Source organism: Amycolatopsis regifaucium (assembly GCF_001613935.1).
Taxonomy (GTDB): Bacteria; Actinomycetota; Actinomycetes; order Mycobacteriales; family Pseudonocardiaceae; genus Amycolatopsis; species Amycolatopsis regifaucium.
On record NZ_LQCI01000050.1, the window covers coordinates 211,887 to 236,945 of the forward strand.

Consider the following 25,059-nt stretch of genomic DNA (forward strand, 5'->3'; position numbering starts at 1 on the left):
TGGTCCTTAGGGGCTGGTCAAGCGAAGGAGGATGCTCGTTGCCCTACGTCCTCGGCATCGATATCGCCTCGACCCGCACCACGGCCGCCACCTGCGCGCACGACGGCGACGGCTGGGGCACGCCGGAACCGTTGTGGCTCGGCGCGCGCGGCCCGGCCGCGGCTTCCGCGGTGTTCCTCGACGACGACGGCTACCTGCTCACCGGTGACGCGGCGGCCGAGGCCGGGCTGTCCGCGCCCGCCCGCCTGCTGACCGGGTTCCACGATCGGGTCGGCGACGATGTCCCGGTCATCGTCGGCGGCGAGCGGTTTCCCGCCGAATCCCTCAGTGCCGTCCTCGTGGACGCCGCGGTGGATCAGGCGACCGAGCGATTCGGGGAGAAACCGCGGCACATCGTGCTCACGCATCCCGTCGGCTGGGGCTCGTTCCGCCGCGACCTGCTGCGCCGGGCGCTGGCCGAAGCGGGCTTCCCCCGCGCCGCGCTGGTGGCAGCCCCCATCGCCGCACTGCACGCGTACCTCGCCCCGCAAGGCGACGTCACCGCCGGTGTCTGCGAGTTCAGCCCGGACGGCGCGGTGGTCACGATCGCCACCGCCGGGATCAACGGCTGGCAGCCGGTCAAGACGATCGAAGGCGTCGACCCCGGCGAGGCCGTCGGCAAGGTCTTCGAACTCGCGCACGGCGCCGGCGTCCAGCCGCAGGCCCTGGCGGGCCTGGTGCTCGCCGGCGAGGCTCCCCCGGTTCCCGGAAGGACGCCCTGCGCCCTCTTCGCCTCGAGTGATCCGACGCTGACGGTGGCGACCGGCGCGGCCAACATCGCCGCCCGCCGTGACCTTCCTCAACCCGGCGGTGCGCCATCGAGCGCCGTCGCGACCGTGGAAACCACCCTGCTCCCCAGGGTGGAGGCCGTTCCGGAGCTCACGGAACGGCCCGAACGGCCCCCGGTGGACATCACCCCGTTCCCCTTGCCGGAACGCACCGGGGCGGCGAAACTGCTCAGCCGACGCAAGCCCCTCGTCGCCACGGCCGCGGTCGTGGTGCTGGCCGCGACCACCCTGCTGCTCACCCTGACCACTCGAGAAGCCACCGCGGACAAGGGACAGCAAGCCCCGCCCGCTTCCAGCACCTGCGCGCCGGCCACCCCCGGCGCTGCCACGACATCCCCCGAAGGTCGCTGTTGAACGCACTGCTCGACAAGCCCGGCATCATCCATCCGGATGCCCGGCGTCTGCTCGACGAGGTGATCGCCGCACCGGAACTGCCGGTGCGGGTCACCGTCGTCGCCCCCGGCGGGCATGGGAAGACCCATCTGCTCGGCCTGCTCGGACGCCACTACGCGAGCGCCGGAGTCGAGGCCCTGCTGATCGACGACGCCGACCAGCTCGACGACGACGGGATCGCGAAGATCAAAGCGAGAGCGGACGAAACGACGGTGCCGGTCGTTCTGGCCGGGAGAACGATGGTGCGGACCAAAGCGCTGCGCGCGCTCGCGGACTCGTTCGGCCGTTCGGTGTCCTTGGGCGCGTTCGGCGTCGAAGACGTCCGGCGGCTCGTCGAGCAGGCAGGCGGCGACCCGGCCACGGCCGGCGACGTCCACGCCAGAACCGGCGGGGTGCCGAGGCTCGTGCTCCGCGCGGTCACCGGTCAGCTCGCGGATTTCCGCGCCGAGCTGGAACAACTCGACGACGACGTGCACCGCTACCTGATCGCGGCCGAGGCCGGCGCGGGCCGGAATCTCGATCTCCTGGCGGCTTTGCTCAACCGGGACCGCGACGGTCTCCCCGAGATCTTCGACGGGGCGAGAGCGACCGGGTTGCTCGGCGAGGACGACGTACTGCTGCCGATCGCCGCCGAAGCCGTCCGCACCTGGGGATCGCCGGGCCGACGGCTGACGGTGCTGCAGCGGCTGGTGGAACTCCAGCTGCGCGAAGGACTTCCGGTACTGGAGCTCGCCCGTTCTCTACTGGGGACGGGAAGTTCGGGAGCGAGCGCGGCGGCGGCCTTCGAGGCGGCCGCGCGTGAGGCGATGCCCGACGACACGAAACTCGCGGCGCGGTTCTACGAAGCCGCGTCCGAGGCCGGTGGGCGCGGCGCGGCGCTCACCGTCGGCTGGGCGCACGCCGCGGCACTGGCCGGAGATCTCGACACCGCCCTCCGGCTCGGCGACGGCCTGCTCGGCAACACCGACGACCCCGATGGCGTGGACGCCCGCGCCGCGGGCGCCGAAGTGGCCGGGACGGTGCTGGCGCACCGTGGCGAACTCGCGCACAGCGCGGAGCTGTATCAATGGTCCGGCCGCGCCGGATCGAAGGCGTTCGCCGCGATCGCCTTGGTGGGCACCGGAAAACTCGAAGCCGCCCGCGACGTGCTGGAGACCCCCGAAGTCCCGACCCTGTTCGCGGGCGCCGCCTCACGGATGGCCCGCGCGATCACCGACTCGGTCTCCGGCTGCGGCTCGGAAACCCTGTCGGCCCTGCTCGGCGCGGCGTCGATGCTGGAGTCGGCGGGGGCACCCGCGCCGCTTCCGGACAGCCCCGCCGCACTCGCGGCGTTGGTGGGGCTGCATTCCGGCGAACTCGCGCTGGCCGAATCGGTGCTGGCTCGCGCGGTGAACGGCCGGATCGGCGGCGACCTGCTCGCGAAACGGCACCGGCTGCTGCGCGGCTGGGTCGCGATGACCTCGGGTGACCTCAAAACGGCCGCCGAAGCGATGATGCCGCCGGACGGTCTCGAAGCCCGCGACGAACTCTTCGCCGCCACCCTGCAGCTGGGCCTGGCGCGACGGGCGAGCGACCTCCCCGGGCTGCAACGCTCCTGGGACCGCGCGTATCAGGCGTCGATGCGCCAGCAGCCGGATCTGTATTCGTTGCTGCCGCTGGGAGAACTCACCATCGCGGCCGCGCGGGCCGGTGCGAGCGCCAAACTCGCCGGGCAGCTGGAGCGGGCGCATACCTTGCTCGACGCCCTCGGCAACCCTCCACTGTGGACGGCGACCCTGCGCTGGCACGAACTGCACGCCGCCATCACCGTGGAAAACCACTCGCTGGCGGAAGAGCACCTGGCCGCGTTGCACGATTTCGCTTCCTGTGGCCGCTATCCGGCGGCGCTGGCCGCGGCCGCGACCGGCTGGCTCGCGGTGTTGACCGGGAACTTCGATCCCGAACCGATCACCGTGTCCGCGGCGGAATTGCACGAACTCGGGCTCTGCTGGGACGCGTCACGGCTGGCTGGTCAGGCGGCGATCCGGACCTCGGACCGGAAGGCGATGGTGCAGCTGCTCGAAGCGGCGCGGCAGTTCCAGGGCCGCGCTCCGGAACCCGTCGCGGCCACCGGCTTGAGCGCGTTGAGCGAACGCGAACTGGAGGTCGCCCGCCTGGTCGTCGACGGGCTGACCTACAAGCAGGCCGGGAGCAAGCTGTTCATCTCCGGAAAGACGGTGGAGCACCATATGGCCCGGATCCGGGGGAAACTCGGGGCCGGGGACCGGCGGGAGCTGCTGGCGATGCTGCGGGAACTGCTTCCCGCGACCGAGGCCTAGCGTTCTCGGCCGGCGTGCCCCGCATTTGGTCCTCTGGATGCGGTCGTTGCACCGCGCTCATCCTTTCGCGGGTAGACGCCCGATGGCAGGGGGCGTAGGAACGAAGAATGGCTGAGGAGAGGTCCAGACGAGTTTTCCTGTCCACGTCCGCCGCGCTGTCGGCCGTCGCCCTCACCGGGGTCCCGGCCGGCGCCGAAGAGCTGGGCGATCGAGGGCCCGGCCGACCCCTTCCCCCGCAACGGCCCGACGCGGAACTGCGGGCGATCCTGCGGGAGGTCGACGAACACCGCATCGAGGCCACCGTGCGCAGGCTGGCCGCCTTCGGGACGCGGCATACGTTGTCCTCGCAGACCGATCCCGTCCGCGGCATCGGCGCCGCCCGCGACTGGATCTTCGCGGAGATGACGAAATCCGCGGAGAAGTCGGGTGGCCGGATGACGGTCGAGTTGCAGTCGTACCTTCAGCAGCCCGCGCCGCCGCGGATCCCGGTGGCCACCACGATCACCAACGTCGTCGCCACCCTGCGCGGATCCACCACGCCCGAACGGGTTTACGTCGTCTCGGGCCATTACGACTCGCGGTGTTCCGATCCCTTGGACGCGACGAAAGACGCGCCCGGCGCCGACGACGACGCTTCCGGGGTGGCCGTCGCGATGGAGCTCGCCCGGGTTCTCGCCACGCGCCGCCCGGCCGCGACCCTCGTGTTCGCCGCCGTCGCGGGCGAGGAACAGGGCCTGTTCGGCGCACGGCATCTGGCCACCACCTACAAAGCGGCCAAAACGAACGTGCGGGCGATGTTCACCAACGACATCGTCGGTTCGAGCCGGGCCGACGACGGGACGCGCGATCCCCGGACCATCCGGCTCTTCGCCGAAGGGGTGCCGACCGCGGAGACGCCGGAGCAGGCGAACATCCGCCGCGCGGTCGGCGGCGAGAACGATTCGCCCTCGCGGCAGCTGGCCCGGTTCGTGCGGTCGGTCGCCGAGAACGACGCGACCGGGATGTCCGTCCGCGTGATCTACCGGCGCGATCGCTATCTGCGGGGCGGCGACCACATCCCGTTCCTGGAACAGGGCTATCCGGCCGCGCGGTTCACCGAACCGCACGAGGACTACGCGCATCAGCATCAGGACGTCCGGGCGGAGAACGGCAAGCAGTTCGGTGACCTGCCGGAGTTCTGCGACTTCCCGTTCATCGCCCGGGTCGCGCGGGTCAACGCGGCCACGATGTGGTCGCTGGCGACCGCGCCCGCCGCTCCCGAGGACGTCCGGATCCGGACGGACCAGCTGACGAACGACACGGATCTGGTGTGGCGCCGCGGAACCGACCCGGAGCTCACCGGCTACGAGGTCGTCTGGCGGGACACGACGGCGGCCGACTGGACGCACGCGATCGGGGTCGGCGACAAGACCGAGGCTAAAGTCGATCTGTCGAAGGACAACGTGTTCTTCGGTGTGCGCGCGGTCGGGAAGAACGGCCGCCGTTCTCCGGTGGCGTTTCCGACCCCCTTGAGTTGATGCCTGATGACAGTCACGCCCGACGACCTCGACGCGGCGACAGCGAGTGTGGCCGACGGATTACGCCAGGCGTCGGGCCGTGCTTGGTCGGCGGCCCCGGGCACCGGTGAACTGACCGCCTGGCGGACCGCCGAGCACCTCGGCGACTGTCTCATCTCTTACGCCGCACTGCTGCTCGCCCGGCCGTCGACACCGCGTTTCGTGTGCTTCGAAGCCGTCGCCGACCGGGCCGCGACACCGTCGGAGCTACTGGAATTCGTCACGGTCGGCGGCGGGATCCTGAGCGCCACCCTGCGCACGGTGGCTCCGGACGTCCGCGCGTACCACCCGAGCGGCCGCGCCGATCCCGAGGGTTTCGCCGGAATGGGCTGCGTCGAGGCGCTCGTCCACGGCGAGGACATGGCGCGCGGCCTCGACGTCACCCTCGATCCGCCGAGGGAGGTGTGTGCCCGTGTCCTGACGCGGATGTTCCCGGACGTGGACGCCGACGGCCTCGATCCCTGGACCGCGTTGCTGTGGGCGACGGACCGGATCGAGCTGCCCGCACGCCCTTCCCGCGCGGGCTGGCAATGGCGGGGCGCGCCGCTGGACGACGATGTCGCCCGGTCACGGGCGGCCTCCGGGGAGTAGGTGGATACGGCCGATCGGCGCAACTTGGCAGGTGAAACGTTTGTCACCGCGGAATTCGGGAACTTTTCCGGCATGTCCAGATGGCGAACCACCAGCAGAAGCAACACGGCCGTACGCGTCATCGTCGGCGTCGGCGCGCTCTTCGCGTTCATCGAACTGCTGTACATGGTCATGGTGCTCGCGGGTGCCAACGCGGGCAACGGTTTCTTCATCTTCATCCAGTCACTGGCCGGCCCGCTGGCGTTGTTCTGGCCAGGCCTCTTCCCGGTGAATGACCCGAATTTCCAGGTCATTCTCGACTACGGCCTGGCCGCGGCGTTCTGGGTTATCCTGGCGGGCGTCATCGCCCGTATCGCGGCCCGCTGACCCCCTGCGGCGGCGATCGGCGTCCCGTTCGGCGACACTGGACGGATGAGCGAAGGCAGACGGTTCGACCTGAACCCGCTTCCCGAGCTGTTCGGTCTGGCCGCCGCCGGGCGGGCGCTGCTGCCGAATGTGCCGCTGACCCCGGCCGCGGTGCTGAAGACCGTGACCGAACAGCTGGTCGGGCGCCGGTTGACGACCAAGGTGGACGGGCACGAGGTCGGGCTCACCCTGACCGGACTCGACTATCAGGCCGACAGCCTCAGCCTCGCCGCCACCGGCCGGGTCGGCGACGTCCGGATCGTGGTGGAGGACGTCGACTGGCCGGACACACCGCTCGAGCGCATCACCATCCTGGCGTCGAACGTCCGGCTCCGTTCGCTCCCCTCCCCGGCCGCCATCCCAGAACAGGTGAAGATGGCGATCCGGGTGGCCCCCGAGGTCCTGCGGGAGCGGGTCGCCGAAATCCGGCCGGGCATCATCGTGACCCCGGGCGACGACGGGCACTTCCACGTCCGCTGGGAGAAACGGCCGCGCTGGGGTCATCTCGCCTTGGAGTCCAGTGTGGAGGAAGACGCTGTCGTCCTCCGGCCGATGTCCGTCCACATCGGACGGCGCCGGTTCGGGCCGCCGTCCCGCCTCAAGCCGATCGTGCTCCCGCTGCCGGAACTGCCGCGAGGGATCCGGCTCACCGCGGTCGAAGCGCACGACGGCCACCTCGTCCTGCACGCACTGGCCGACCAATGGCCCGAGAAGCTGTCCACCATCCCGCTCGGTGACCTGCTGGGCTGGGTGATGACGGCGGTGACCACGCTGACCCTGCCGAGACTCGGCGGCCGGTGACCCGCGCGGGCCCGCATGGGCGAGTTGGGCGTGAGTGGCCTCGGCGACGGCGTCCACCGGCACAGCTGTCGTCAGTTTCTGGCGAAACGTTGGGATAGCTGGAAAATCAGATCACGGACTGTTCCGAGATCGGCAGGCAGACGGTGAACCGCGTGTTCCCCGGTTCCGAGTCGACGCGGAGGTCACCCTGATGCCGTTCGACGATGATGCGCCACGAGATGTCCAGGCCGAGGCCGGTCCCCTGCCCCACCGGTTTCGTGGTGAAGAACGGTTCGAAGATCCGCTGCCGGATCTCGGCCGGGATCCCCGGGCCGGTGTCGCCGATCTCGACGTGCACGTGATCGTTCACCCGGGACGTCCGCAGCGTCAGCGTGCCCTCGGCACCCATGGCGCCGAGCGCGTTGTCGACGACGTTCGTCCACACCTGGTTCAGTTCGCCCGCGTACGCCGGAATCCTCGGCACCGTGTGGTCGTACTCCTTCACGACCCGGATTCCCGGCCCGATCTTCCCGGCGAGCATGACGAGCGTGGAGTCGAGCCCTTCGTGGACGTCGATCCACTGATGTGGCGCGCGGTCCATCTGGGAGTACTGCTTGGCCTTGCCGACCAGCACCGAGATCCGCGTCGTCGAGTCCTCGATCTCGCCCATGAGCATCTCGGTTTCGAGCGCGTACGCCAGCCAGCGGACGGCGCCGTCGAGGAACGTCTCCCCCACCGATTCCAGCAAACGGCCGAGATCGGGCACGGTCAGCCCGGCGCGGACGTAGATGTCGGCGAGGTCCCAGCCCTGATCGATGCCGTGCTCGTCGAACCAGTCGCCGATCTCGTCCTCGCGGTCGGCCTGCTGCATCGCCGTCAGCCTCGGTGCCGAAGAGACCTGCTTGACCAGCTGCTCCTGGATGTCGAGCAACTGTTCCAGCAGCGCCGGGTCGACGCTCTTCTTCGCCAGCATCGCGAGCTTGTGCCGCATCCCGGCGACGCGTTCCCGCAAGGACGCCGTCGCGCGCACGGCGGCCGCGGCCGGGTTGTTGAGTTCGTGCGTGAGCCCGGCGGACAGCTCGCCGAGCGCGAGCAGACGTCGCCGCGAGCCGATCACGGTGTCGCTGTTGCGCCAGCCGAGGTACATCCCCTCCAGCAGATGCGTCGCCATCGGGAACCAGCTGCGGAACTCGGTGGCGAACTCGGCCGCGGGCAGGGTCAGGAAGGTGAGGTCGCTGACCGCGTGCACCGAAGCGCCGTAGGTGTGTTCGGTCTCCTGGTGCACGAAGAACTGCGTCGCGCCGCAATACGCGCCGCGCTGGTCGGAGCGGACCACCTCGACCTCGGTGCCCCCGACGAGCCGCGTGATCCGCAGCGCGCCGGACAACAGGAGGTAGAAGCAGGTCGCGGGCTCACCTTCACGGATGATCGTCTCGCCGCCGGTGTACCGCTCCAGCACCGCGTGCTCGTCGATCCAGTCGAGCTGTTCCTCGCTGAGATGCTCGAAGAGGAAGAGCCCGCGCAGTTCTTCCCTGGGCAGAACGCTCATTGTTCCTCCAAGTAGCGGTGAACCAGGGTGACCGCCATGGCGCCTTCGCCGACAGCCGACGCGACGCGCTTCACCGACGCCGCACGCACGTCCCCGGCCACGAACACACCGGGGATGGACGACTCCAGGTAGTGCGGGTCGCGGTCCAGCGGCCAGTCAGGCGGCCGGGCGCCGTCGATCAGCAGATCGGGCCCGGTCCGCACGAAACCGTGGTCGTCCCGCAGGATCTCCGTGCCCAGCCAGTCGGTGCGCGGCGCGGCGCCGATGAAGATGAACAGATGCCCGGTGGGCACGGTCTCGGTGGTGGCGCCGTTCTCGCACAGGGTCAGCTGTTCGAGGTGGTCGTCGCCGTGTGCCTCGACCACCGTGGTCCGGGTGCGGACGTGGATGTTCTCGATCGCGGCGATCTGCTCGATCAGGTAATGCGACATCGACGCTTCCAGCGACTGGCCGCGGACGAGGATGGTGACCTCGGCGGCGTGTTTGGAGAAGAACACCGCCGCCTGGCCGGCCGAGTTCGCGCCACCGACGATGTAGACGTGCTCGCCCTTGCATTCGGGCGCCTCCGTGGCGGCGGAACCGTAGTAGACGCCGCGGCCGGTGAGCTCGGCGATGCCCGTGGCCTCCAGCGCGCGGTAGGTGACGCCGCTGGCCAGCACCACGGAATGCGCGGCGATCTCGGTCCCGTCGCCGAACATGACCACGCGCGCCGAACCACGCGCCTCCAAGCCGACGACGTCGCGCGCGGTGAGCACCTCGGCGCCGAACTTCAGCGCCTGACGCCGGGCCCGGTCCGTGAGCTGCGCGCCGGAAACGCCGTCGGGGAAGCCGAGGTAGTTCTCGATCCGGGAGCTGGTGCCCGCCTGCCCGCCGGTGGCCTTGCGCTCGACGATGACCGTGCGCAGCCCCTCCGACGCGCCGTACACGGCCGCCCCGAGCCCGGCCGGTCCGCCGCCGATCACGATCAGGTCGTAGAACTCCTGCGCGGGCCGTGTGGAGAGGCCGACAGCGTCGGCGAGTTCCGGCCCGGACGGCTGACGCAGCACCGAGCCGTCCGGCGTGACCAGCACCGGGATGTCCTGCGGCGCGGCGTCCGCGGCCTCCAGGATCCGGCGGCCCTCGTCGTCGTCGACCGAGTACCAGCGGTACGGCACGGCGTTGCGCGCCAGGAAATCGCGCAGGTGGAACGACGGTGACGAGTACCGGTGGCCGATGAGCTTGATCTGGTCGACCGGCCGCTCCCCCACCGCGCGCCAGGTCTCCACCAGCGCGTCGATCACCGGGTACAGCTTCTCCTCCGGCGGATCCCACGGCTTGAGCAGGTAGTGGTCGACGTCGACGACGTTGATCGCCTGGATCGCGGCGTCGGTGTCGGCGTAGGCGGTCAGCAGCGCGCGGCGGGCGTTCGGGAACAGGTCCATCGCCTTCTCGAGGAAGACGATGCCGTCCATCTGCGGCATCCGGTAATCGGCGAGGATCGCGGCCACGGCGTCACCGCGCAGCTTGATCTCGCGCAACGCTTCGAGGGCGTCGGCACCGGAATCGGCCCGGATGATCCGGTAGTCCTTTCCGTACCGTTTGCGCAGGTCGCGGGCGACCGAACGGGATACGGCGGGATCGTCGTCGACGGTCAACAGGATCGGCTGGCTCACCGGATCAGCCTAAGCGATCGGGTCGCGGCGTAGCGTGGGGCCGATAACCGCTCAGGGTCGGGCGAGCTGCCGCAGCCGGAAGGCCAGCACGAGCAGGATCACGCCGTAGATCAAGGCGTAGATCCCGACCAGCAGCGCGATCCCGTACGCGCCCGCGATCGGGTTGAACACGATCACGATGCCCGCGATCAGCGAGAGCGCGCCCGCCGCGATGAGGAAGGCCTCACCCTCGATCTGCTTGCGCAGCCGGATCGCGGCGACGATCTCGACGATGCCGGTGAAGATCGCCCAGAAGCCGACGAGCAGGGCGAGCACCAGCACCGTGATCCCCGGCCAGAGCAGGACCAGCACCCCGGTGACGATGCCGAGTACGCCCAGCACCCCGTAGGCGGCACGGTGGGCGGCGTCGCCCGGCCGGAAGGCCTGCATCACGCCGCCGATGCCGTCGAAAATCGCGTAGATGCCGTAGAGGATCGCCAGCGCCAGTACGGTCGTGCCCGGCCAGATCAGCGCGAGCACCCCGAACAGGACGGCGAAGACCCCGCGGACGGCGGCGAGCGGCCAGGCCAGGCGGGGTTCGATGGCGGTGAAACCGACGAGAGGCATGTCCCGAGTATCGAAGCGCCGGAGGACGTTCGCGCGGCACACCACCCGTTCGGGGGGCCGGTGCGCGCCGCGACCGCCATCACGGCGCGCACCGGGGCTCTCAGGGATAGGCGACCAGGTTGGCCACGTTCGATCCCGAATTGGACGGTCCGCCGGTGTTGTTGATGACCCGGCTGATGGTCCCGTTGCCGCCTAGAGAGACGGTGACCATGCTGCGGAAGCGGACGTTCGGCGTGTTCGGCACTTCGATCGCGCGATCGGCGACCACGCTCGGGTTCACGTTGAAGAAGCAGTAACTGCCGAGCCCGAACGCCTGGTGGTCCGTCACCGAGTTCGCTACCTTGTAGGCCGCGTAACCCCGCGTCGACCCGTTCATCCAGGCGGCCTGATTCGGTGGGTCGTAAGGCATTTCGTTCTGGTAGAAGTACGTCCGGCCGCGGTTGCCGTTCCAGATCGTCTGGTACTTCTGGTAATGCTCGACGAACAGGCCGTACATCGTGACGTCGTCGCCGTTGACGATCAGGCCGGTGTCGGCGGTGTTGGTAGTCCACCCGACGCCGCTGCCGTGGTCGGCGCGCCAGATCCACAGATGGTCGCCGATGACGTCGTCGCTGTTGACCACCAAGCTGTTCGTGGCCTTGCCGACGCCCGCTCCGCCGACGCGGAAGAACACGTCGTGCAACGAAATCGGGTTGGCCGCGTGGTCCTGCGCGGAGTTGGCCGGGCCGACCTCCATCAGCGTGTCCGAGTTCGTGGTGCCCGCGTCGATCAGCACGCCGGCCACCTTGACGCCGTCGACGTCGGCCACCGTCACCGCGGTGCTGCCGTTGTCCGGGATCAGCGTCGCCAGCCCGAGGCCGAGCACGACGGTGTCCGGCCTGGTCACGCGAAGCGTCTCGTTGAGGTGGTAGACGCCCGGCGTGATCAGGAGATCTTTGCCCTCGGCAAGGGCCGCGTTGAGCTGCGACGCCGTCGTGCCAGGCTTCGCGATGAAGAACCGGCTGATCGGCAACGAGGTCCCCGGCTGGTTGGCGCCCCACGTGATGCCCGACGCGTTGGTGCGCGTGGAAGGCACGAAGACTTGGTACGCACCCGCGTTGTCGACGTAGAGGAACGGCTTCTCCCGCACGACCGGCGTCGTGTTCACCGTGGTGTACGGCGGATTCGGGAAACTGGTCGACGGCGCGCCGTTGACACCGGCGAACACCATGTTCCAATTGGAGCCGCTCCAGCTGCCGAACTGCGAGTTGCGTGAGATCCACTGCTGCTGCGAACCGGACCGGACCTGGCCGTCCACCTTGACGTCCGACATCCAACCGCCGCTGGACCAGCCGCCGTCGTCGAGCTGAAGATTGCCACGAACGTGCATGCGCCGATAGGGCGCGGCCTGCGAAACAGCCCAGCGGTCGGTGCCGCCGTTCGGGGTGACGGAGAGGTTTTCCGCGCCACGCCAGAAGTTCTGTGTCGCGTTGCCCTGGAACCAGTCTGCCTCGGCGTGCACCGCGCCGTTGATCGTGACGTTGTCCGGCGAAAGCCCGAGCCCGAGCACCTGCGTGTAGAACCCGACATTGACATCGACGTTGTACGAACCCGGTTTGAACAGCAACGCCTTGCGGTTCAAGCCGAACTGGTTGGTCTCCTGCTGGGAGAACACACTGTTGACCTGGGACTGGATCGCCGACTGCGACATACCGGGGTCGAAGACGAGCACGTTCGGCCCGAGGTCGGGGTTGGCCGTGCCGGTGACCGGCGTGAGCCGGAACGACTGCGCACCGCTGCCGTTGCACGCGTACTGCTGCAGCTGCGCGCTGTCCGCGGTCGACGCGCCGGGGATGTCGAGGCACTTTCCGCTGTTGCGGCTGACGAAGTGATACGCGCCACCGGATTCCTCGACCGGCTGCCACTGCTGGTTGTCGCCGCCGCCATAGGCCCACAAGTGGATCAACCCGCCGTCCGCGGTCGACACGTCGGCGACGTCCCACACCCGCGCCGGGTCGTTGCGCGTGTTCACCCGGTAGTAGCCGCCGGAGGTCGGCTGGAACTGCCACTGCTGGGAGAAGGTCTGGTTGCACGCGTACTGCTGGACGACCGTCCCGTTCGCCGTCCCGGCGGCGCGCGCGTCCACACACTTCCCGCTGCCGGCCGTCACCGTGTACCAAGTGTCGGGCACGATGGCCGCCTGAGCCGCCGGAGCCGCCACTATCAGCGCTCCGACCAGTGAAAACAGGGTCAACAGAGCTGCTCTGGCCCTCATCAGGACCTCCTCCGCGTCATTCGGGCAGGGCGAGCTGAGGCGGAGCCCAGTGGAGACGCGGCGTAGCGGGCGGGGACCTCGGCGTCACGATCGTCGAAAACGTAACGGCGGTCACACGCGGAGTCAATACACAACTAAAAATAAGGTTAAAAGATGCAGGTCAGGGCGATTTGCCCGGCCTGCGACCGCTCAGGGCGACCCCCGCGTGAACGGCTCTCGCGGGCGGTGTAATGTATGGACACACGAGATGCGGAGTTCAACTTCGCTCCGGGGCTATGGCGCAGCTGGTAGCGCACCTCACTGGCAGTGAGGGGGTCAGGGGTTCGAGTCCCCTTAGCTCCACAGTGACGAAATACCGCCCACCAGGCATGCTTGCCTAAGTAGGGCGGTTTTTCGCGTTAAGTCTCACTTTGAGAATTGACGCGACGAACTACGGGGTCACCAATACTGCCCAGCAGGGTCGCCTTTCGGGCAGTCCTGCAGAGATTTCTTCGGTGACCTCGGGTTGGTGCGGCAGGCCGATCCGTGGTGCAATGCACTCGTGCGCGTCGTGCATTCACGTCGTGGCCCACACCAGTTCACACGGCAGTTCCGCCAGGCGAGGACCGTACTCGGGGTTGATTCTGGTCAGCAGGGGTTCGAGCTGTCCTCCTGTGGCATCGCTCGCGGGCGACACAGTAGCGGCTCGTCGTGACAGGCGGGCTCGGCGAGGACCTCCGGCAGGACATGGAGCTGCACTGCGGTAACCGGGAACCTCGGGAAATCACCTAGCTCGCTCGGCGGGTCGAGATCGGATGTCGGCCATTCCAAAGTGGACAGGTGCGCTGCGAGCGGCACGCATGGCTTCGCGTTTCTGTGCCGCGGAGGCCCATGGTGGTCTCGATTGCGGCGACCTCGCCCAGCCAGCCCTGCTGTTTGGCCTCGGCGAGCCGGTCGACGAGGTTGGCGTGGGCATCTGACGCACGCATTTTCGTGCTGGCATGGGGTTCCGTCGTCGCGGCCACAGGTTCCGAGGGCCACTTCCGCAGTTCGAAGTGGGCGAGGAAGTCGTCCCCGCACGTCGACGTGCTGCCGGCTCCCGGACATCTTGGGCCCCCGGCCCGGCCCGGCTCGAACGGGCTACCACTCCCACCATGCGACGGGCAGGACGCGCCCATGCCGGCGAGCGTGTAACGGCTCCGGCGAACGGCAATGTGAAGGGCCGGGAGTCGGGTTGGTCGGTATCCCGGAATGCCCGGTGCCGGATGGCAGGCTGTGGAAAACCACAGCCTGTTCGTGCGGAACACATCATGGTCGGCATCGTTTTGGCTGCTTAGGGTTCCGGCGTGCTCAAAAAATTGATCGACGTGCCACACAGGGCCGTCGCGGGGATAGCCGCTCTACTGGTTCTTGCCGCCGCGCTCTTGGTGACTGTCCTGTCCGAGGGGAGCGTTCAGCAACCCGTTTCCGCGTCGGCGCCAGGGCAGCGGTTCAGTGCCGAGCGGGCGATATCCCATCTCGAACGGTTCGCCACCGAACCGCGTCCGCTGGGCAGCCCAGCCAGTGACCGCGCCAAGGATTACCTGACCCGACAGCTTCGGTCGGCGGGTTTCGCGGTGGAGATCCAGCACTCTGTCGGCTCACGATCGGCGGCGGGACTCGCGACCTTCGGCAGGGTCGAGAACGTGGTGGCCACGCTGCCCGGCCGGGACTCCACCGGAGCGGTCGTGCTCGTAGCCCACTACGACTCCGCCGCCGCCGGACCCGGCGCCTCTGATGACGGAGCCGCGGTCGCCGCCATGGTGGAGACCGCCCGGACGCTCAGCGAACAGGGACGGCTACGCAACGACTTGGTGCTGCTGTTCACCGATGGCGAGGAGGACGGACTGCTGGGGGCCAGCGCGTTCGTCCGGGAGCACCCCTTGGCTCGCCAGGGTGGCGTGGTGCTCAACTGGGAGGCGCGAGGGGTCAGTGGACCCTCACTGATGTTCGAGACGTCGAGGGGTAACTCAGAGTTGGTCTCGTTGTTCACCGACACCGTGCCGCATCCCCGGGGTGACTCGTCGATGGTCGAGATCTACCGGATGCTGCCGAACAACAGCGACTTCACCGCACTGTCCCAAGCCGGCTTCGCCGGGCTGAACTCCGCCTACGTCGAAGGGGCGTCTCGCTACCACACCGCCGACGACTCCATCGCCAACCTCGACCGCGGCAGCCTGCAGCACGTGGGCGAGAACATGCTCCATCTCTCCGCCGCGTTCGGTGACGCCGACCTGCCCACCCTCGCCTCCGGCCACGACGCGACCTACTTCCGGATCTTCGGGACGATGATCACCTACTCCGACGCCGTGATCTGGCCGGTCGCGATCCTGGCGGTGTTGCTGGTGGCGACCTTGGTGCTGATCGCGCGGCGGCGGCGGTTGGCGAGCGTGCCACGGATGCTTCTCGGCGCGGCGTCCGCGGTGCTGCCGTTGGCCTTGTCGGCGTTGCTCGGACAGGGACTGTGGACCCTGCTGGTACGACTGCGACCCGGTTACGACGCGATGGGCGGTTTGCTTCACCGCCCGCTGGCCTTTCAGGCGGCTCTCGCCACCCTCGCCGGACTGGCGTTGCTCGTCTGGTACCTCTCGCTGCGACGCCGGCTCGGACCGGCCGCACTCGCGATCGGCGCGATGATGTGGCCTGCCGCGCTCGGCGTCGTCTGCGCGGCGTCGGCGCCGGGAGCGTCCTTCCTCTTCGCCCTGACGGCGATGTCCGGTGCGCTCGGTGTGCTTCTCGCGTTGCTGCCGGTACGGTTCGCGGCCTGGCCCGTCGTCGCGGTGACCCTCGGGACCCTGATCCCCACAGCGCTGCTCCCCCTGCTGGCCCGCAACGCCTTCATCGGAATGGGACTGGCACTCGCCGGCGTCGGGACGACATGTCTGGCCCTGTTCGGCCTGACCTTGCTGCCGATCGTCGAGTTGTTGTTCCCCAGCCCTGCCCGCGGTGTCGGCAGGCGTGTCGCCCTTGCAGTGCCGCTCACCGCGGCGTTGTTGGCAGCAGGTCTGGTGGGAGCCGGACTCGCCGTCGACCGTTTCGACGTGCGGCACCCCGAACGCACACACCTCGCTTACGTACTGAACGCCGACACGGGCACCGCTGCGTGGGTCAGCGGGGAGGACGAGCCGACCGCGTGGACCGGCAAACATGTGAGCAGCCGCGATATCTCCACCCTGCCGCCCGGCTACGCGCGCGGGAGGTTGTGGACCGGCGCTGCCAAGCCGATGGCCGTGGCAGGGCCGGAGGTCTCGGTACGGGCCCGCGACGGGGACACCCGCACGGTGCACGTGGAATCCAGGCGAGCGGCCTCGTCGTTGACGCTACGGGTTGATCACCGGATCGTCGAAGTAACCGCGGCCATACCGGGAGCGGCACCGGTGACCCTGGCCGTCACCGGAACACGAGCCAACACGTGGCCGGCGGAGATCCGTTTCCGTGACCTGCCACCCGGTGGAGTCGACATCACCTTGCGTACACCAGGCGCCGACCACGTCCGGATCACCGCTGTCGACGAGACCTCCGGCCTCGCCGACGCACCGGGATTCCAGCCGAGACCCCTTGGAGTGGTCGCGTCGACCCGCGAGGACGGCGATCTCGTCGCGGTGGCACGGACCTACGAGATCTGACGAACGCCGAATTCAGCACACCGCGGAGAGCACGCGAGAGCGAAAATCGTTGCTGCTACCGGCCACACCGATGATTATGACCATGGCCTCGGCGCGCCGCGAGGTAGACCGACATGGCTTGGCGCGCACCGACGACGCGAAAGAATGAGAAAGGCGAAAATGAAGCACTTCGGAATCCTCGCGCACAGTGTCGAAGGCGCGGCGCTGTGCCTGCGCACCTTCGCCAACGAAGGTGCCCGCGAACTCGGCGCGCACCAACATCCCGACGTCACCCTCGACTGCATCGCGATGGGCCACAGCATGCCCGCGTGGGACGCCGACGACTACCCGCCCATCCGCGCGACGCTGGCGACCAGCGTGCGCAGGCTGGCCGCGGCCGGGGCGGATTTCTTCGCGTGTCCCGACAACACCGCACACCTCGCGATCGAGGCCCCGGGTGACGATCTCGAGTTGCCTGGCCTGCACATCGCCGAGGTCGTCGCCGAACAAGCCACACACGACGGCAGGCGGCGGGTCGGCGTGCTGGCGACGAAGTACACCATGGACAGCACGCTCTACCATCGCGCGCTCGGTGCGCACGGAATCCACGCCGAGGTACCGCCCGAGGCCGACCGGGATCGCCTCAACACCATCATCTTCGACGAGCTGGTCAACGGGGTGTTCACCGATTCCGCGCGCGAAGAGTACCTTCGGGTGATCGAAGGGCTGCGCGACCGAGGGTGTGACGCGGTCGCGCTGGTGTGTACCGAGATCCCGCTCCTCGTCACACCCGACGTCTCACCGCTCCCCACCTTGGACTCGACGCGGCTGCTGGCCAGAGCCGCGTTCGAGGTTTCCGTCGGCAAGCGCGCACTCCCCACTTGGCGCGGCGGTGAACGCCCGCACCGGTCGGTCCGACCTGGTCACTGACGCGCGACGGCTGGGTGGCGTCGCGTTGGACGACGTCGCCTAGCAGTCCGCCCCTGATCTTGACCGAACCTCGCCGGCCACCCCACCGTGAAGAGAGCTGCTCCGTACCGCCGACCACAAGAAGATCGGTGTGCTGGATCTAAACGACGTAACGACCGTCCATTTTCTTTTCGGCTGTCGGCAGGGGGGCTTCGGGAGGGATTTCAGCCCGAGTGTCCGCGGCGATAGTGACGGGCGGCTTTCGCCCTGTTCCCACAGGTTTCCATGGAGCACCAGCGCCTGGTGCCGTTCCGTGTCGTGTCCTCGAAGTACAGCGTGCAGACCGGATAGGCCGAGCACCGCTTGATCCGTTCCGGGCGCCCGCGAAGCAACATCAAGTAGTCGTAGGCCGCGAGCCACGCGGGCCGCCACGCCGCCTGCTCGACCTCGATCACGTCTTCAGGAGCGCCTTGCCTCAGCCCCGGTCGCAGACACCCGCGCTCCAGCACCGCGTTCAGCGCGTGTTCGGCCTCCACAGTGGACTTCTCGAGCACATCGCGCAGAACGGAACGGGTGTGGCGTAACGGACCCTCCACACCCGGCACATCCGGGATACCCCGCTCGGCCAGCCAGGCGCCGACCCCGCCGGGCTCGTCGAAGACGTCACGCTGCTCACCACGGTCCGGCCACGTGGTGTTCAGCAGGTCCAGGGCGAGGGGCTCGCCGGACAAGGGGCGTCGCAGCACGCCGCCCATCCTACCCTCCGTCAACCGCTTGACAGGTTAGCTCCGGCCGTGCTTGGGTCTAACCGTTCTAAGATTTTTAGACGGTTAGAAAGATCTGGCACCGAGGAGTACTCACCCATGTCCGAAACCCCCGTGGTGCACCACCGCACCGTGACGATCGACGGCCGCGGCGTCTTCTACCGGGAAGCCGGTGACCCGGCCACGCCGACGATCGTGCTGCTGCACGGTTTTCCCACGTCGTCGCACATGTTCCGCACGCTGATCCCCGCGCTGGCCGACCGCTACCACGTCGTCGCCCCGGACCACATCGGCTTCGGCAACTCCGACGCCCCGCCCGTGGATCAGTTCGACTACTCGTTCGAGAACCTGACCGCGATCACCCTCGGACTGATCGACACGCTCGGCCTGGACCGTTTCGCCCTCTACATCCAGGACTACGGCGCCCCCATCGGACTCCGCATCGCCAGCGCGCACCCTGAGCGGGTCAGTGCCCTGCTGGTGCAGTCCGGAAACGCTTACGTCGAGGGCTTCACACCGTTCTGGGGCGTGCTGTTCGCGCACGCCAAAGACCGCGAAACGCATGAGGCGGAAGTACGCGGACTGCTGGAGCTCGACGCGACCCGCTGGCAGTACACCCACGGCGTGCCCGCGGACCGGCTCGACCGGCTCACCCCGGACACCTGGACGATCGACCAGGCGCTCCTCGACCGCGCCGGCAACAAGGAAGTACAGCTGCAGCTGTTCTGGGACTACCAGTTCAACCTCGACGTCTACCCGGCGTTCCAGCAGTACTTCCGCGAGCACCGGCCGCCGACGCTGATCACCTGGGGCGAGAACGACGAGATCTTCGGTGCCAAAGGAGCCCGGGCGTTCCTGCGGGACCTACCCGACGCCGAACTCCACCTCCTCGACGCCGGACACTTCGCCCTGGAAACCCACGGCCCGGAGATCACCGCCCTCATCCGGAAGTTCCTCGATCGCACCTTGCGTTGACCGAGATACCTTCTCGAAGGCCGTCATCGGAGAGCGTTCCTGATGGCGGCCCTCCACGGTGCCGCGGGGCCGGGGTTCAGGGAGCGGGCAGGTAGCGCTCGAACCACCGCAGGACGCGCGCGAGGAGGTCGATCTGCGCGGGGTATGCCCGGACACCGTGGCCCTCCTCCGGATAGATCACCAACGCCGAGGGGACGCCGTTGGCACGCAGGGCCTGATGGAATTCCCGGGCCTGTCCCGAAGGCGTGGCGCGGTCGAGCGCGCCCGCGACATTCAGGCACGGGGTCCGGACCTTGCTCGCGTGCAGGACCGGGCTGCGGGTGTGCACGAGGGTCCCCGGCGTTTCCGGGTCGCCGTCGAGGAATCGGTCACCCCAGGACGCGATGTTGCTCATGAACCGCTGGCTGTACCAGTCGGTGACCGGGGAGATCGGGACCGCGGCGGCGAAGCGGCTGTCCTGGGTCACCAGCCACGACGACATGAAGCCCCCGTAGCTGCGGCCGATCAGGCCGACCCGATCCTTGTCGGCGACGCCGCGCTCGACCAGCGTGTCGATTCCGGACAGGTAGTCGTGGGTGTCGGCGCCGCCCATGTCGCCGACCACGCGCGCGGCGAACTCCTGGCCCCGGCCGCCGCTGCCGCGAGGGTTGGGGTTCAGCACGGCGTAGCCCTGCGCGACCAGGAGCGGGACCCAGGGGTAACGCATCGACCAGCAGTTCTGGAACGCCCAGATGGGTCCACCGTGGACGTTGACCACCAGCGGGAACGGCCCCTGGGCCTCCGGACGGCACAGGATTCCCTCGATGTCGAGGCCGTCGGGTGCGGTCCACGTGACCGTCTCGGCCTCGCCCGCCACAGAAAGGAGGTAATCGGTACCTGGATGGGCTGTCGAGGCGAGTACTCGGTCGCCGCTCTCCCCCGTGAGCACGAGCTGGGGCGGGAGGGAGTAGGAGTCCCGCACGGTCAGCACCCGGCCGTCCGCGGTGAACGCGCCAGTGGGATAAAAGGCGTCACCGCTGCAAGACAACTCCGTGGCGAACACCTCCTGGGCCGCGCCACCGGGCACGTCGACGATCCCGGCGACCGAATCGAGCCGACGCTGCCCGAGGTAGCCGAGGCGGTCCGCGTCGAGCCATTGGACCTGGGTGACATCGGTGCGCGCGGTGTCGATCCGCCGCACCACACCGGTGGCCGGATCGACCAGCAGCAGATCGCCGGCGACCACCCCGCGGTCACTGCACACGGCCTCGATCACCGCCACCCGCGACCCGTCCGGGGCACCGGCCGGCAGAGCCAATTGCACGGGACTGTCCAGCAGCTCGCGCACCTGACCGTCGAAATCCAGCAGGCTCAACCGCGCGGTGTACCACGCGTCCTCCCCCGGCTCGCCGGACGAGATCGCGACGACCTGATCCGGCCCACACCAGCCCGCTTCCCAGCAGTTGAGGCCGTCCGGGGACAACCGGGTCAGGGTGCCGGTGGCCGGCGTGTAGACCCACAGGCGACGCCAGGCGGAGTCGTCGGTGGCGTCGTCCTCGACCTCCGGGTACCACGACGGCCGTTCCGTCCTCCGCCGGTTGTTCGAACCCGATCCCTCGCCACTGGAACGGTCCGCGCCGAGCCCGGAGACGCCGAGCAGGATCCTGCGACCATCGGGAGACCAGTGGAGGTACTCCACGCTGCCGGGAGCCTCCGGCGCGGGGACCGCCTCGCCGAACCCCTTGTCCCGGAGCAGATGCAGCTGGAACACACCGGCCTCACGGCGATCGGCGAGGAAGGCCAGCGTGCCGCCGTCCGGAGAGAATCGCGCCCACCGCGCCGATCCCCGTCCTGCCGACACCGCGCGAAGCTCCCCGGCCACCGCGGCGTACACCGCGGTCCTCGGCAGTCCGGTGAGTTCGTCGAGGACCGCACCGGTCACCACCGCCCTCCCGCCATCCTGCGTCACGTGCGGCTCCCGGAGTGCTTGCGGGCGACCGAACGCGGGTTCGTGCAGGGCACGCAGATGTTCGACGACCCTGCGGTAGGCGGCTGCGGTCTCTGAGTCTTCCAAAGTGTCTCCCCCTGCCGCCGATCATAACGGGAAGGCGATCGCGGCCGCTTTGTACGGATTTTGTACGGGCTTGAAGAATTTTTCGGTCGGACCGCGAAACTCGATGAAGGTGAGCGCTCAATGTCCGAGCAAGTGCCCCGTGCTCTCGTTTCTCGACGTTCACTGCTGCGCATGGGTGGCGGACTCGCCGCGACGACGGCACTGCTCGGCGCCGGCGCGATGTCCGCCGGACCGGCTTCGGCCGCGATCACCGCGATGCCGGTGTCCAAGCGATTCGACCTCACCAAGCCGTCTTACGACGAGTTCCGCGGCAAGATCCTGCACGAGTCGCACCACGTGATGCAGGGCTTCGCCTTCGACAACCAGAACGTGCGCATCTTCATCGTGAACGCCCGCAATGGCGGGACCGGGGACGACCTGTGCATCACTCAGGTCAACTTCTCCGGGCAGATCCAGGGCTCGATGCATCTCAACAACGCCGGGCATGGTGTGTCGATCGGCGTCGAACCGGTGGGCGCCGACTCCTACATCTGGATGGAATGTGACTCGGACGGACCCACTGGTGACGGGCGAGGGACGGCGCTGGCCAGGTTCAAGTTCGTCAACGGAGGCACGCCGTCGGTGAAGAAGTTCCTCACCGGTAGCGACACGATCACCTGTGCCACCGACCCGATCAACAAGCGGATCGCGGTACGCCGCAAGGAGGGCGGCAGGATGTTCATCAGCGTCTACCCGCTCGCATCCGCCGCCGCCGGTGATTTCAGCGCACCGCTGGCACACTTCCCGCAGCCCGCACTGGCCGACGAACCGGTGACATTCCAGGGATACACCATCTTCGGCCAGTATCTGTACACAGTGGACGGTACGGGCCACGCGAATCCCGCCGACATCGATTCCTACCTCACGTGCATCGACATGAACACCGGCAAGGTGAAGAGCCGCGCGCTGACCAAGGCGGGTGAGTCGCTGGTGTTCCGTGAGCCGGAGGGACTGGGGATCTACCGGAGCCTGGCCGGGGAGACCCGGTTGTACCTGGGCTTCGGCTCGCGCAGCAGCATGGACGACCCCAACCGCTACGCGAACCTGTTCTACAAGAACGTCCTCATCGACTGAGGCACGCGAGCGGGTTCCCACTGTCGCATTCGTGACGCTCAGTGTCTCCAATGCGACATCGGGGACAGCGGACCGGCGAGATGGGAACCATCCGGCAGTGCCGCGTTCAGCCGGCGCCGCCACACTTCGATGAGGACGGTGCCGATCAGGGTCGGCGCGAGCCACGGGATCAGCTCGGCGGGGCCGGAAACCGGTCCATCGACGACCAGTGCGACCACGATCAGGGCGGTGACCAATGCGATGTACGAGCCGCCCTGACCGTGCACGTAACCGTGGGTCCACGCGCGATGGCGACGGCTCGCCGACCTTTTGGCGAGCACGGCCAGGCCGTAGGTCAGCGCGGAGACCGGCACCAGCCACCACAGGTCGCCGCGGCGAACGATCACCAGCCCGGTCGCGGACAGGCACACGACGAGAACCATCGCGCGATACCAGGCACTGAGGACGCCTGTGGACCGCTCGGCGGCGGCGAAGCGCCGGGTGTCCTGTCGCATGGCCAACGGTCCCAGGAGCAAACCGACGGTGCCGGTGGCGATATGGACGACCAGCAGGGCGAGGTGGACCATGCGCTTCACCTTTCGCGACCGGCGAATCCGACAGCCTAGACTTGCTTAGCTAAGTTAGCATGCTAAGGTTCTTTGTGTCGCAAGATCTGAGCTTCGATCTCCACGCGTTGACGGCCCGGCTGGATCGGTCCGCCGACCGAATACTCCAGGCGGAGTACGGACTCTCGTACCGCCGGTTCCGGACCCTGTTGATCGTGGGCAAGCTGGGCGCGGCCACGCAGCGGGCGGTGTCCGAGGAACTGGGTGTCTCGGAACCGTCGGCGAGCCGGATGACGGGCGTACTCGCCGGAATGGGCCTGCTCGACGCGCAACCGGATCCGGCTGGCGGAAACCGGCGGCGGCTGAGTCTCACCGTCGAAGGCAAGCGCATGGTCGAGCAGTGCCGCGAAGTACTGGAGCATCGCTTCCGCGACCTGGTACGGCGCAGCGGCGTCTCCTATGCCGACTACGCCCGCGACACGCGCCTTCTCCTGGAGGCGCTGAACACGCCGCCGGGGCTCGATACCACCACATAAGCCGCTGCCATTCCCACCGGCGCCCGATCGACCAACGTGGAATCCTGGTCGATGCCCGGCTCAAGACTGGGCGTCGAGCCACCCCCATTGGCGGCGATCTCGCCGTCGGGGATCTCGCCGTCGGGGATACGGGAGCCGTCGATGCCGACGACCTTGACGCCCCGGCGGGCACCGAGCAGCGCGGCGGCCTCCGCCATGATTTCCTTGCGGGGCCCGGCGATCTCCGGGATCGGGGTTCCCGGGACCGGCTCGGCCGGGTCGATGGCCAGGTCGACCAGTTCCTCGGCCACAGCGCGGCAGGCCACCAGCTGCGTGGGCAGCGCGGGAATGTAGGCGACGCCGTCCTGCTGCCACTCAAGGAGCTGGCCGACGAACTCGTGGAACTGCGCGGCCCGCAAACCACGAACGGGCAGCGGGCCGGACCGGAGGAGTTCCTCGTGCACCTTCTTGGCGGCGACGAAACCGGCGTAGTTCCTCCGGCGCGCGAATGGCTTCCGGCGAATTCGCGATTGTCGTTGGTCCTCACCGGCGGATTCGGCGGTCCACGGCGCTCCAGTTCGTTTCCCACGTCGTTCCGCCGTCGGCCGAGAACGCCTGCTCGAATCTCGCTTCGTCCACGCTCGGCCGGAAAATGCGGAAGCGCACCTTGATCGGTCGGCCGTCGTACTGGTCGTCGCCGAAGAATTCGCCCGTTCCGTCGCGGAAACCGCCGTACACCGCCGGGGTGAGCAGCCCGTCACGCATGTTGACGAAGGTCAGGCTCCAGCGCTGCGCCTGCGGTTCGTAAAGCCGGAGGTTAAGGGCATCGATGCGGCCGTTCGGGCCCGAGACCTGGAATTCGAGGACGTTCGCCCGCCGGTCGAGGAGCGGTTTGACGACACTGGTTCCCGTGAACCGGAGCCATTCGTCCGGCGTACCCGAGAGCGGCTCGGCCAGCACCCGCACCGTGGAACGCCAGGTGCCGACCTCCCAGTCGAAGTCTCGTTGGCCGTCGGCGGTCGCCGACGACGTGGGAGACGTCGCCGCGTCGCCCGAGGCCGCCGTCGCGAGCAGGATGAGGGCCGAAAGCCCCGCGAGCAGAATGCGTCTGTATGGCACGGTCATGGTCCGACTATCCGAGTGGAGCGCGCTCGTGGACAAGAAGGCACCTGCGGGTAACCCCTCCCGCCCCAACCCGCTGCCCGGCTGCCCGATGGCCGCGGCGTTCGCCGCGATCGGCGGGAAATGGAAGCTGACCCTGCTGTACTGGCTCGCCCACGGCGAAACCCATTTCGCGGGTCTCCGTCGCCGAGGCACGCCGATCACGCCCAAGGTGCTGACCGAACAGCTACGCGAACTCGAAGCCGACGGGCTCATCGAACGCGTCGTCACCGGACCGGTCCCGGCACGCGTCATCTACCGGCTCACTCCTTACGGGACCACCGTCCTGCCCGTCGTCGAAGGAGTCCGGGTCTGGGGTGAAACACATCTCCAGCGCACCGGTGGCGTGACCGCACCGGAGGAGGCGATGAGCTGTACGACGGCGATCGACTGAAGGGCACCCTGGCGTTTCATCGGTATTTCATCGGCGCTCATTAGCGTTCGGCCGGGAATTCGACAGTGGGGAGAGA

21 protein-coding genes and 1 tRNA gene are annotated in these 25,059 nt (G+C 68.5%); 13 read left to right on the forward strand and 9 right to left on the reverse strand.

Features of this window, described 5'->3' with window-relative positions:
* The first annotated feature begins 38 nt into the window (after positions 1-38).
* From AVL48_RS33705 to AVL48_RS33730, 6 genes are all read left to right on the forward strand, one after another.
* On the forward strand, positions 39-1,181 hold the full coding sequence (locus tag AVL48_RS33705; RefSeq protein ID WP_061981404.1) for an Hsp70 family protein: 1,143 nt from the start codon (positions 39-41) through the stop codon (positions 1,179-1,181).
* Positions 1,178-3,538, forward strand: a complete 2,361-nt coding sequence (locus AVL48_RS33710) for a helix-turn-helix transcriptional regulator (protein ID WP_061981403.1) — start codon at positions 1,178-1,180, stop codon at positions 3,536-3,538. Before AVL48_RS33705 ends, AVL48_RS33710 begins: the two co-directional genes overlap by 4 nt.
* Positions 3,539-3,645: 107 nt before the next feature.
* Positions 3,646-5,055: a M28 family metallopeptidase gene (locus tag AVL48_RS33715; RefSeq protein WP_061981402.1), complete on the forward strand. Its 1,410-nt coding sequence runs from the start codon at positions 3,646-3,648 to the stop codon at positions 5,053-5,055.
* Positions 5,056-5,061: 6 nt separating this feature from the next.
* Complete coding sequence (locus AVL48_RS33720) at positions 5,062-5,685, forward strand: hypothetical protein (protein ID WP_061981401.1); 624 nt, start codon at positions 5,062-5,064, stop codon at positions 5,683-5,685.
* A gap of 72 nt (positions 5,686-5,757) precedes the next feature.
* The gene (locus tag AVL48_RS33725; protein WP_061981596.1) at positions 5,758-6,051 is read left to right on the forward strand and encodes a hypothetical protein; all 294 of its coding nucleotides are present in this window, start codon (positions 5,758-5,760) and stop codon (positions 6,049-6,051) included.
* 45 nt (positions 6,052-6,096) lie between these two features.
* Positions 6,097-6,891, forward strand: coding sequence for a hypothetical protein (locus AVL48_RS33730; protein WP_061981400.1), 795 nt, complete (start codon positions 6,097-6,099; stop codon positions 6,889-6,891).
* A gap of 106 nt (positions 6,892-6,997) precedes the next feature.
* On the opposite strand, the gene AVL48_RS33735 is transcribed toward AVL48_RS33730, so the two are convergent.
* The 4 genes from AVL48_RS33735 to AVL48_RS33750 all read right to left on the reverse strand — a co-directional run bounded on the left by AVL48_RS33735 (position 6,998) and on the right by AVL48_RS33750 (position 12,931).
* The gene (locus AVL48_RS33735; protein ID WP_061981399.1) at positions 6,998-8,419 is read right to left on the reverse strand and encodes an ATP-binding protein; all 1,422 of its coding nucleotides are present in this window, start codon (positions 8,417-8,419) and stop codon (positions 6,998-7,000) included.
* Positions 8,416-10,071 carry an NAD(P)/FAD-dependent oxidoreductase gene (locus tag AVL48_RS33740; protein WP_061981398.1) on the reverse strand — a complete coding sequence of 552 codons (1,656 nt, stop codon included), beginning with the start codon at positions 10,069-10,071 and terminating at the stop codon, positions 8,416-8,418. The genes AVL48_RS33735 and AVL48_RS33740 overlap by 4 nt, the downstream gene beginning before the upstream one ends.
* A 51-nt stretch (positions 10,072-10,122) precedes the next feature.
* Complete coding sequence (locus AVL48_RS33745) at positions 10,123-10,677, reverse strand: HdeD family acid-resistance protein (RefSeq protein WP_061981397.1); 555 nt, start codon at positions 10,675-10,677, stop codon at positions 10,123-10,125.
* A gap of 100 nt (positions 10,678-10,777) precedes the next feature.
* Positions 10,778-12,931, reverse strand: coding sequence for an RICIN domain-containing protein (locus tag AVL48_RS33750; protein WP_061981396.1), 2,154 nt, complete (start codon positions 12,929-12,931; stop codon positions 10,778-10,780).
* A 269-nt stretch (positions 12,932-13,200) separates the two neighbouring features.
* On the opposite strand from AVL48_RS33750, the gene AVL48_RS33755 reads away from it, so the two are divergent.
* The 3 genes from AVL48_RS33755 (at position 13,201) to AVL48_RS33765 (ending at position 17,484) form a co-directional block, all read left to right on the forward strand.
* Positions 13,201-13,273: transfer RNA gene (locus tag AVL48_RS33755), tRNA-Ala, on the forward strand.
* Positions 13,274-14,256: 983 nt separating this feature from the next.
* Positions 14,257-16,575 carry a M20/M25/M40 family metallo-hydrolase gene (locus AVL48_RS33760; RefSeq protein WP_061981395.1) on the forward strand — a complete coding sequence of 773 codons (2,319 nt, stop codon included), beginning with the start codon at positions 14,257-14,259 and terminating at the stop codon, positions 16,573-16,575.
* Between the two features lie 159 nt (positions 16,576-16,734).
* Positions 16,735-17,484: an aspartate/glutamate racemase family protein gene (locus tag AVL48_RS33765; protein WP_061981394.1), complete on the forward strand. Its 750-nt coding sequence runs from the start codon at positions 16,735-16,737 to the stop codon at positions 17,482-17,484.
* 203 nt (positions 17,485-17,687) lie between these two features.
* Here the strand turns inward: AVL48_RS33765 and AVL48_RS33770 are convergent, their stop codons facing one another.
* Positions 17,688-18,218 (reverse strand): CGNR zinc finger domain-containing protein, encoded by a 531-nt coding sequence (locus AVL48_RS33770; RefSeq protein ID WP_061981393.1) that lies wholly within the window; start codon positions 18,216-18,218, stop codon positions 17,688-17,690.
* Positions 18,219-18,326: 108 nt separating this feature from the next.
* Between AVL48_RS33770 and AVL48_RS33775 the strand changes: the two genes are divergently transcribed.
* The gene (locus AVL48_RS33775) at positions 18,327-19,202 is read left to right on the forward strand and encodes an alpha/beta fold hydrolase (protein ID WP_061981392.1); all 876 of its coding nucleotides are present in this window, start codon (positions 18,327-18,329) and stop codon (positions 19,200-19,202) included.
* A 76-nt stretch (positions 19,203-19,278) separates the two neighbouring features.
* On the opposite strand, the gene AVL48_RS33780 is transcribed toward AVL48_RS33775, so the two are convergent.
* Positions 19,279-21,255: a S9 family peptidase gene (locus AVL48_RS33780; protein ID WP_074038111.1), complete on the reverse strand. Its 1,977-nt coding sequence runs from the start codon at positions 21,253-21,255 to the stop codon at positions 19,279-19,281.
* A 120-nt stretch (positions 21,256-21,375) separates the two neighbouring features.
* Here AVL48_RS33780 and AVL48_RS33785 point away from each other — a divergent pair, with 120 nt between their 5' ends.
* Positions 21,376-22,368: a phage baseplate protein gene (locus AVL48_RS33785; RefSeq protein ID WP_061981391.1), complete on the forward strand. Its 993-nt coding sequence runs from the start codon at positions 21,376-21,378 to the stop codon at positions 22,366-22,368.
* A gap of 38 nt (positions 22,369-22,406) precedes the next feature.
* Here AVL48_RS33785 and AVL48_RS33790 read toward each other — a convergent pair whose 3' ends face one another.
* Positions 22,407-22,934: a hypothetical protein gene (locus AVL48_RS33790; RefSeq protein WP_061981390.1), complete on the reverse strand. Its 528-nt coding sequence runs from the start codon at positions 22,932-22,934 to the stop codon at positions 22,407-22,409.
* A 74-nt stretch (positions 22,935-23,008) separates the two neighbouring features.
* Here AVL48_RS33790 and AVL48_RS33795 point away from each other — a divergent pair, with 74 nt between their 5' ends.
* Entirely contained in the window at positions 23,009-23,449 is a 441-nt protein-coding gene (locus tag AVL48_RS33795; protein ID WP_061981389.1) for a MarR family winged helix-turn-helix transcriptional regulator, read from the forward strand.
* On the opposite strand, the gene AVL48_RS33800 is transcribed toward AVL48_RS33795, so the two are convergent.
* Complete coding sequence (locus AVL48_RS33800) at positions 23,380-23,892, reverse strand: SDR family oxidoreductase (RefSeq protein WP_244162364.1); 513 nt, start codon at positions 23,890-23,892, stop codon at positions 23,380-23,382. The genes AVL48_RS33795 and AVL48_RS33800 overlap by 70 nt on opposite strands.
* Before the next feature lie 79 nt (positions 23,893-23,971).
* Positions 23,972-24,553 carry a hypothetical protein gene (locus AVL48_RS33805; RefSeq protein ID WP_244162363.1) on the reverse strand — a complete coding sequence of 194 codons (582 nt, stop codon included), beginning with the start codon at positions 24,551-24,553 and terminating at the stop codon, positions 23,972-23,974.
* Between AVL48_RS33805 and AVL48_RS33810 the strand changes: the two genes are divergently transcribed.
* On the forward strand, positions 24,552-24,983 hold the full coding sequence (locus AVL48_RS33810) for a winged helix-turn-helix transcriptional regulator (protein WP_244162362.1): 432 nt from the start codon (positions 24,552-24,554) through the stop codon (positions 24,981-24,983). The genes AVL48_RS33805 and AVL48_RS33810 overlap by 2 nt on opposite strands.
* The last annotated feature ends 76 nt before the right edge of the window (positions 24,984-25,059 follow it).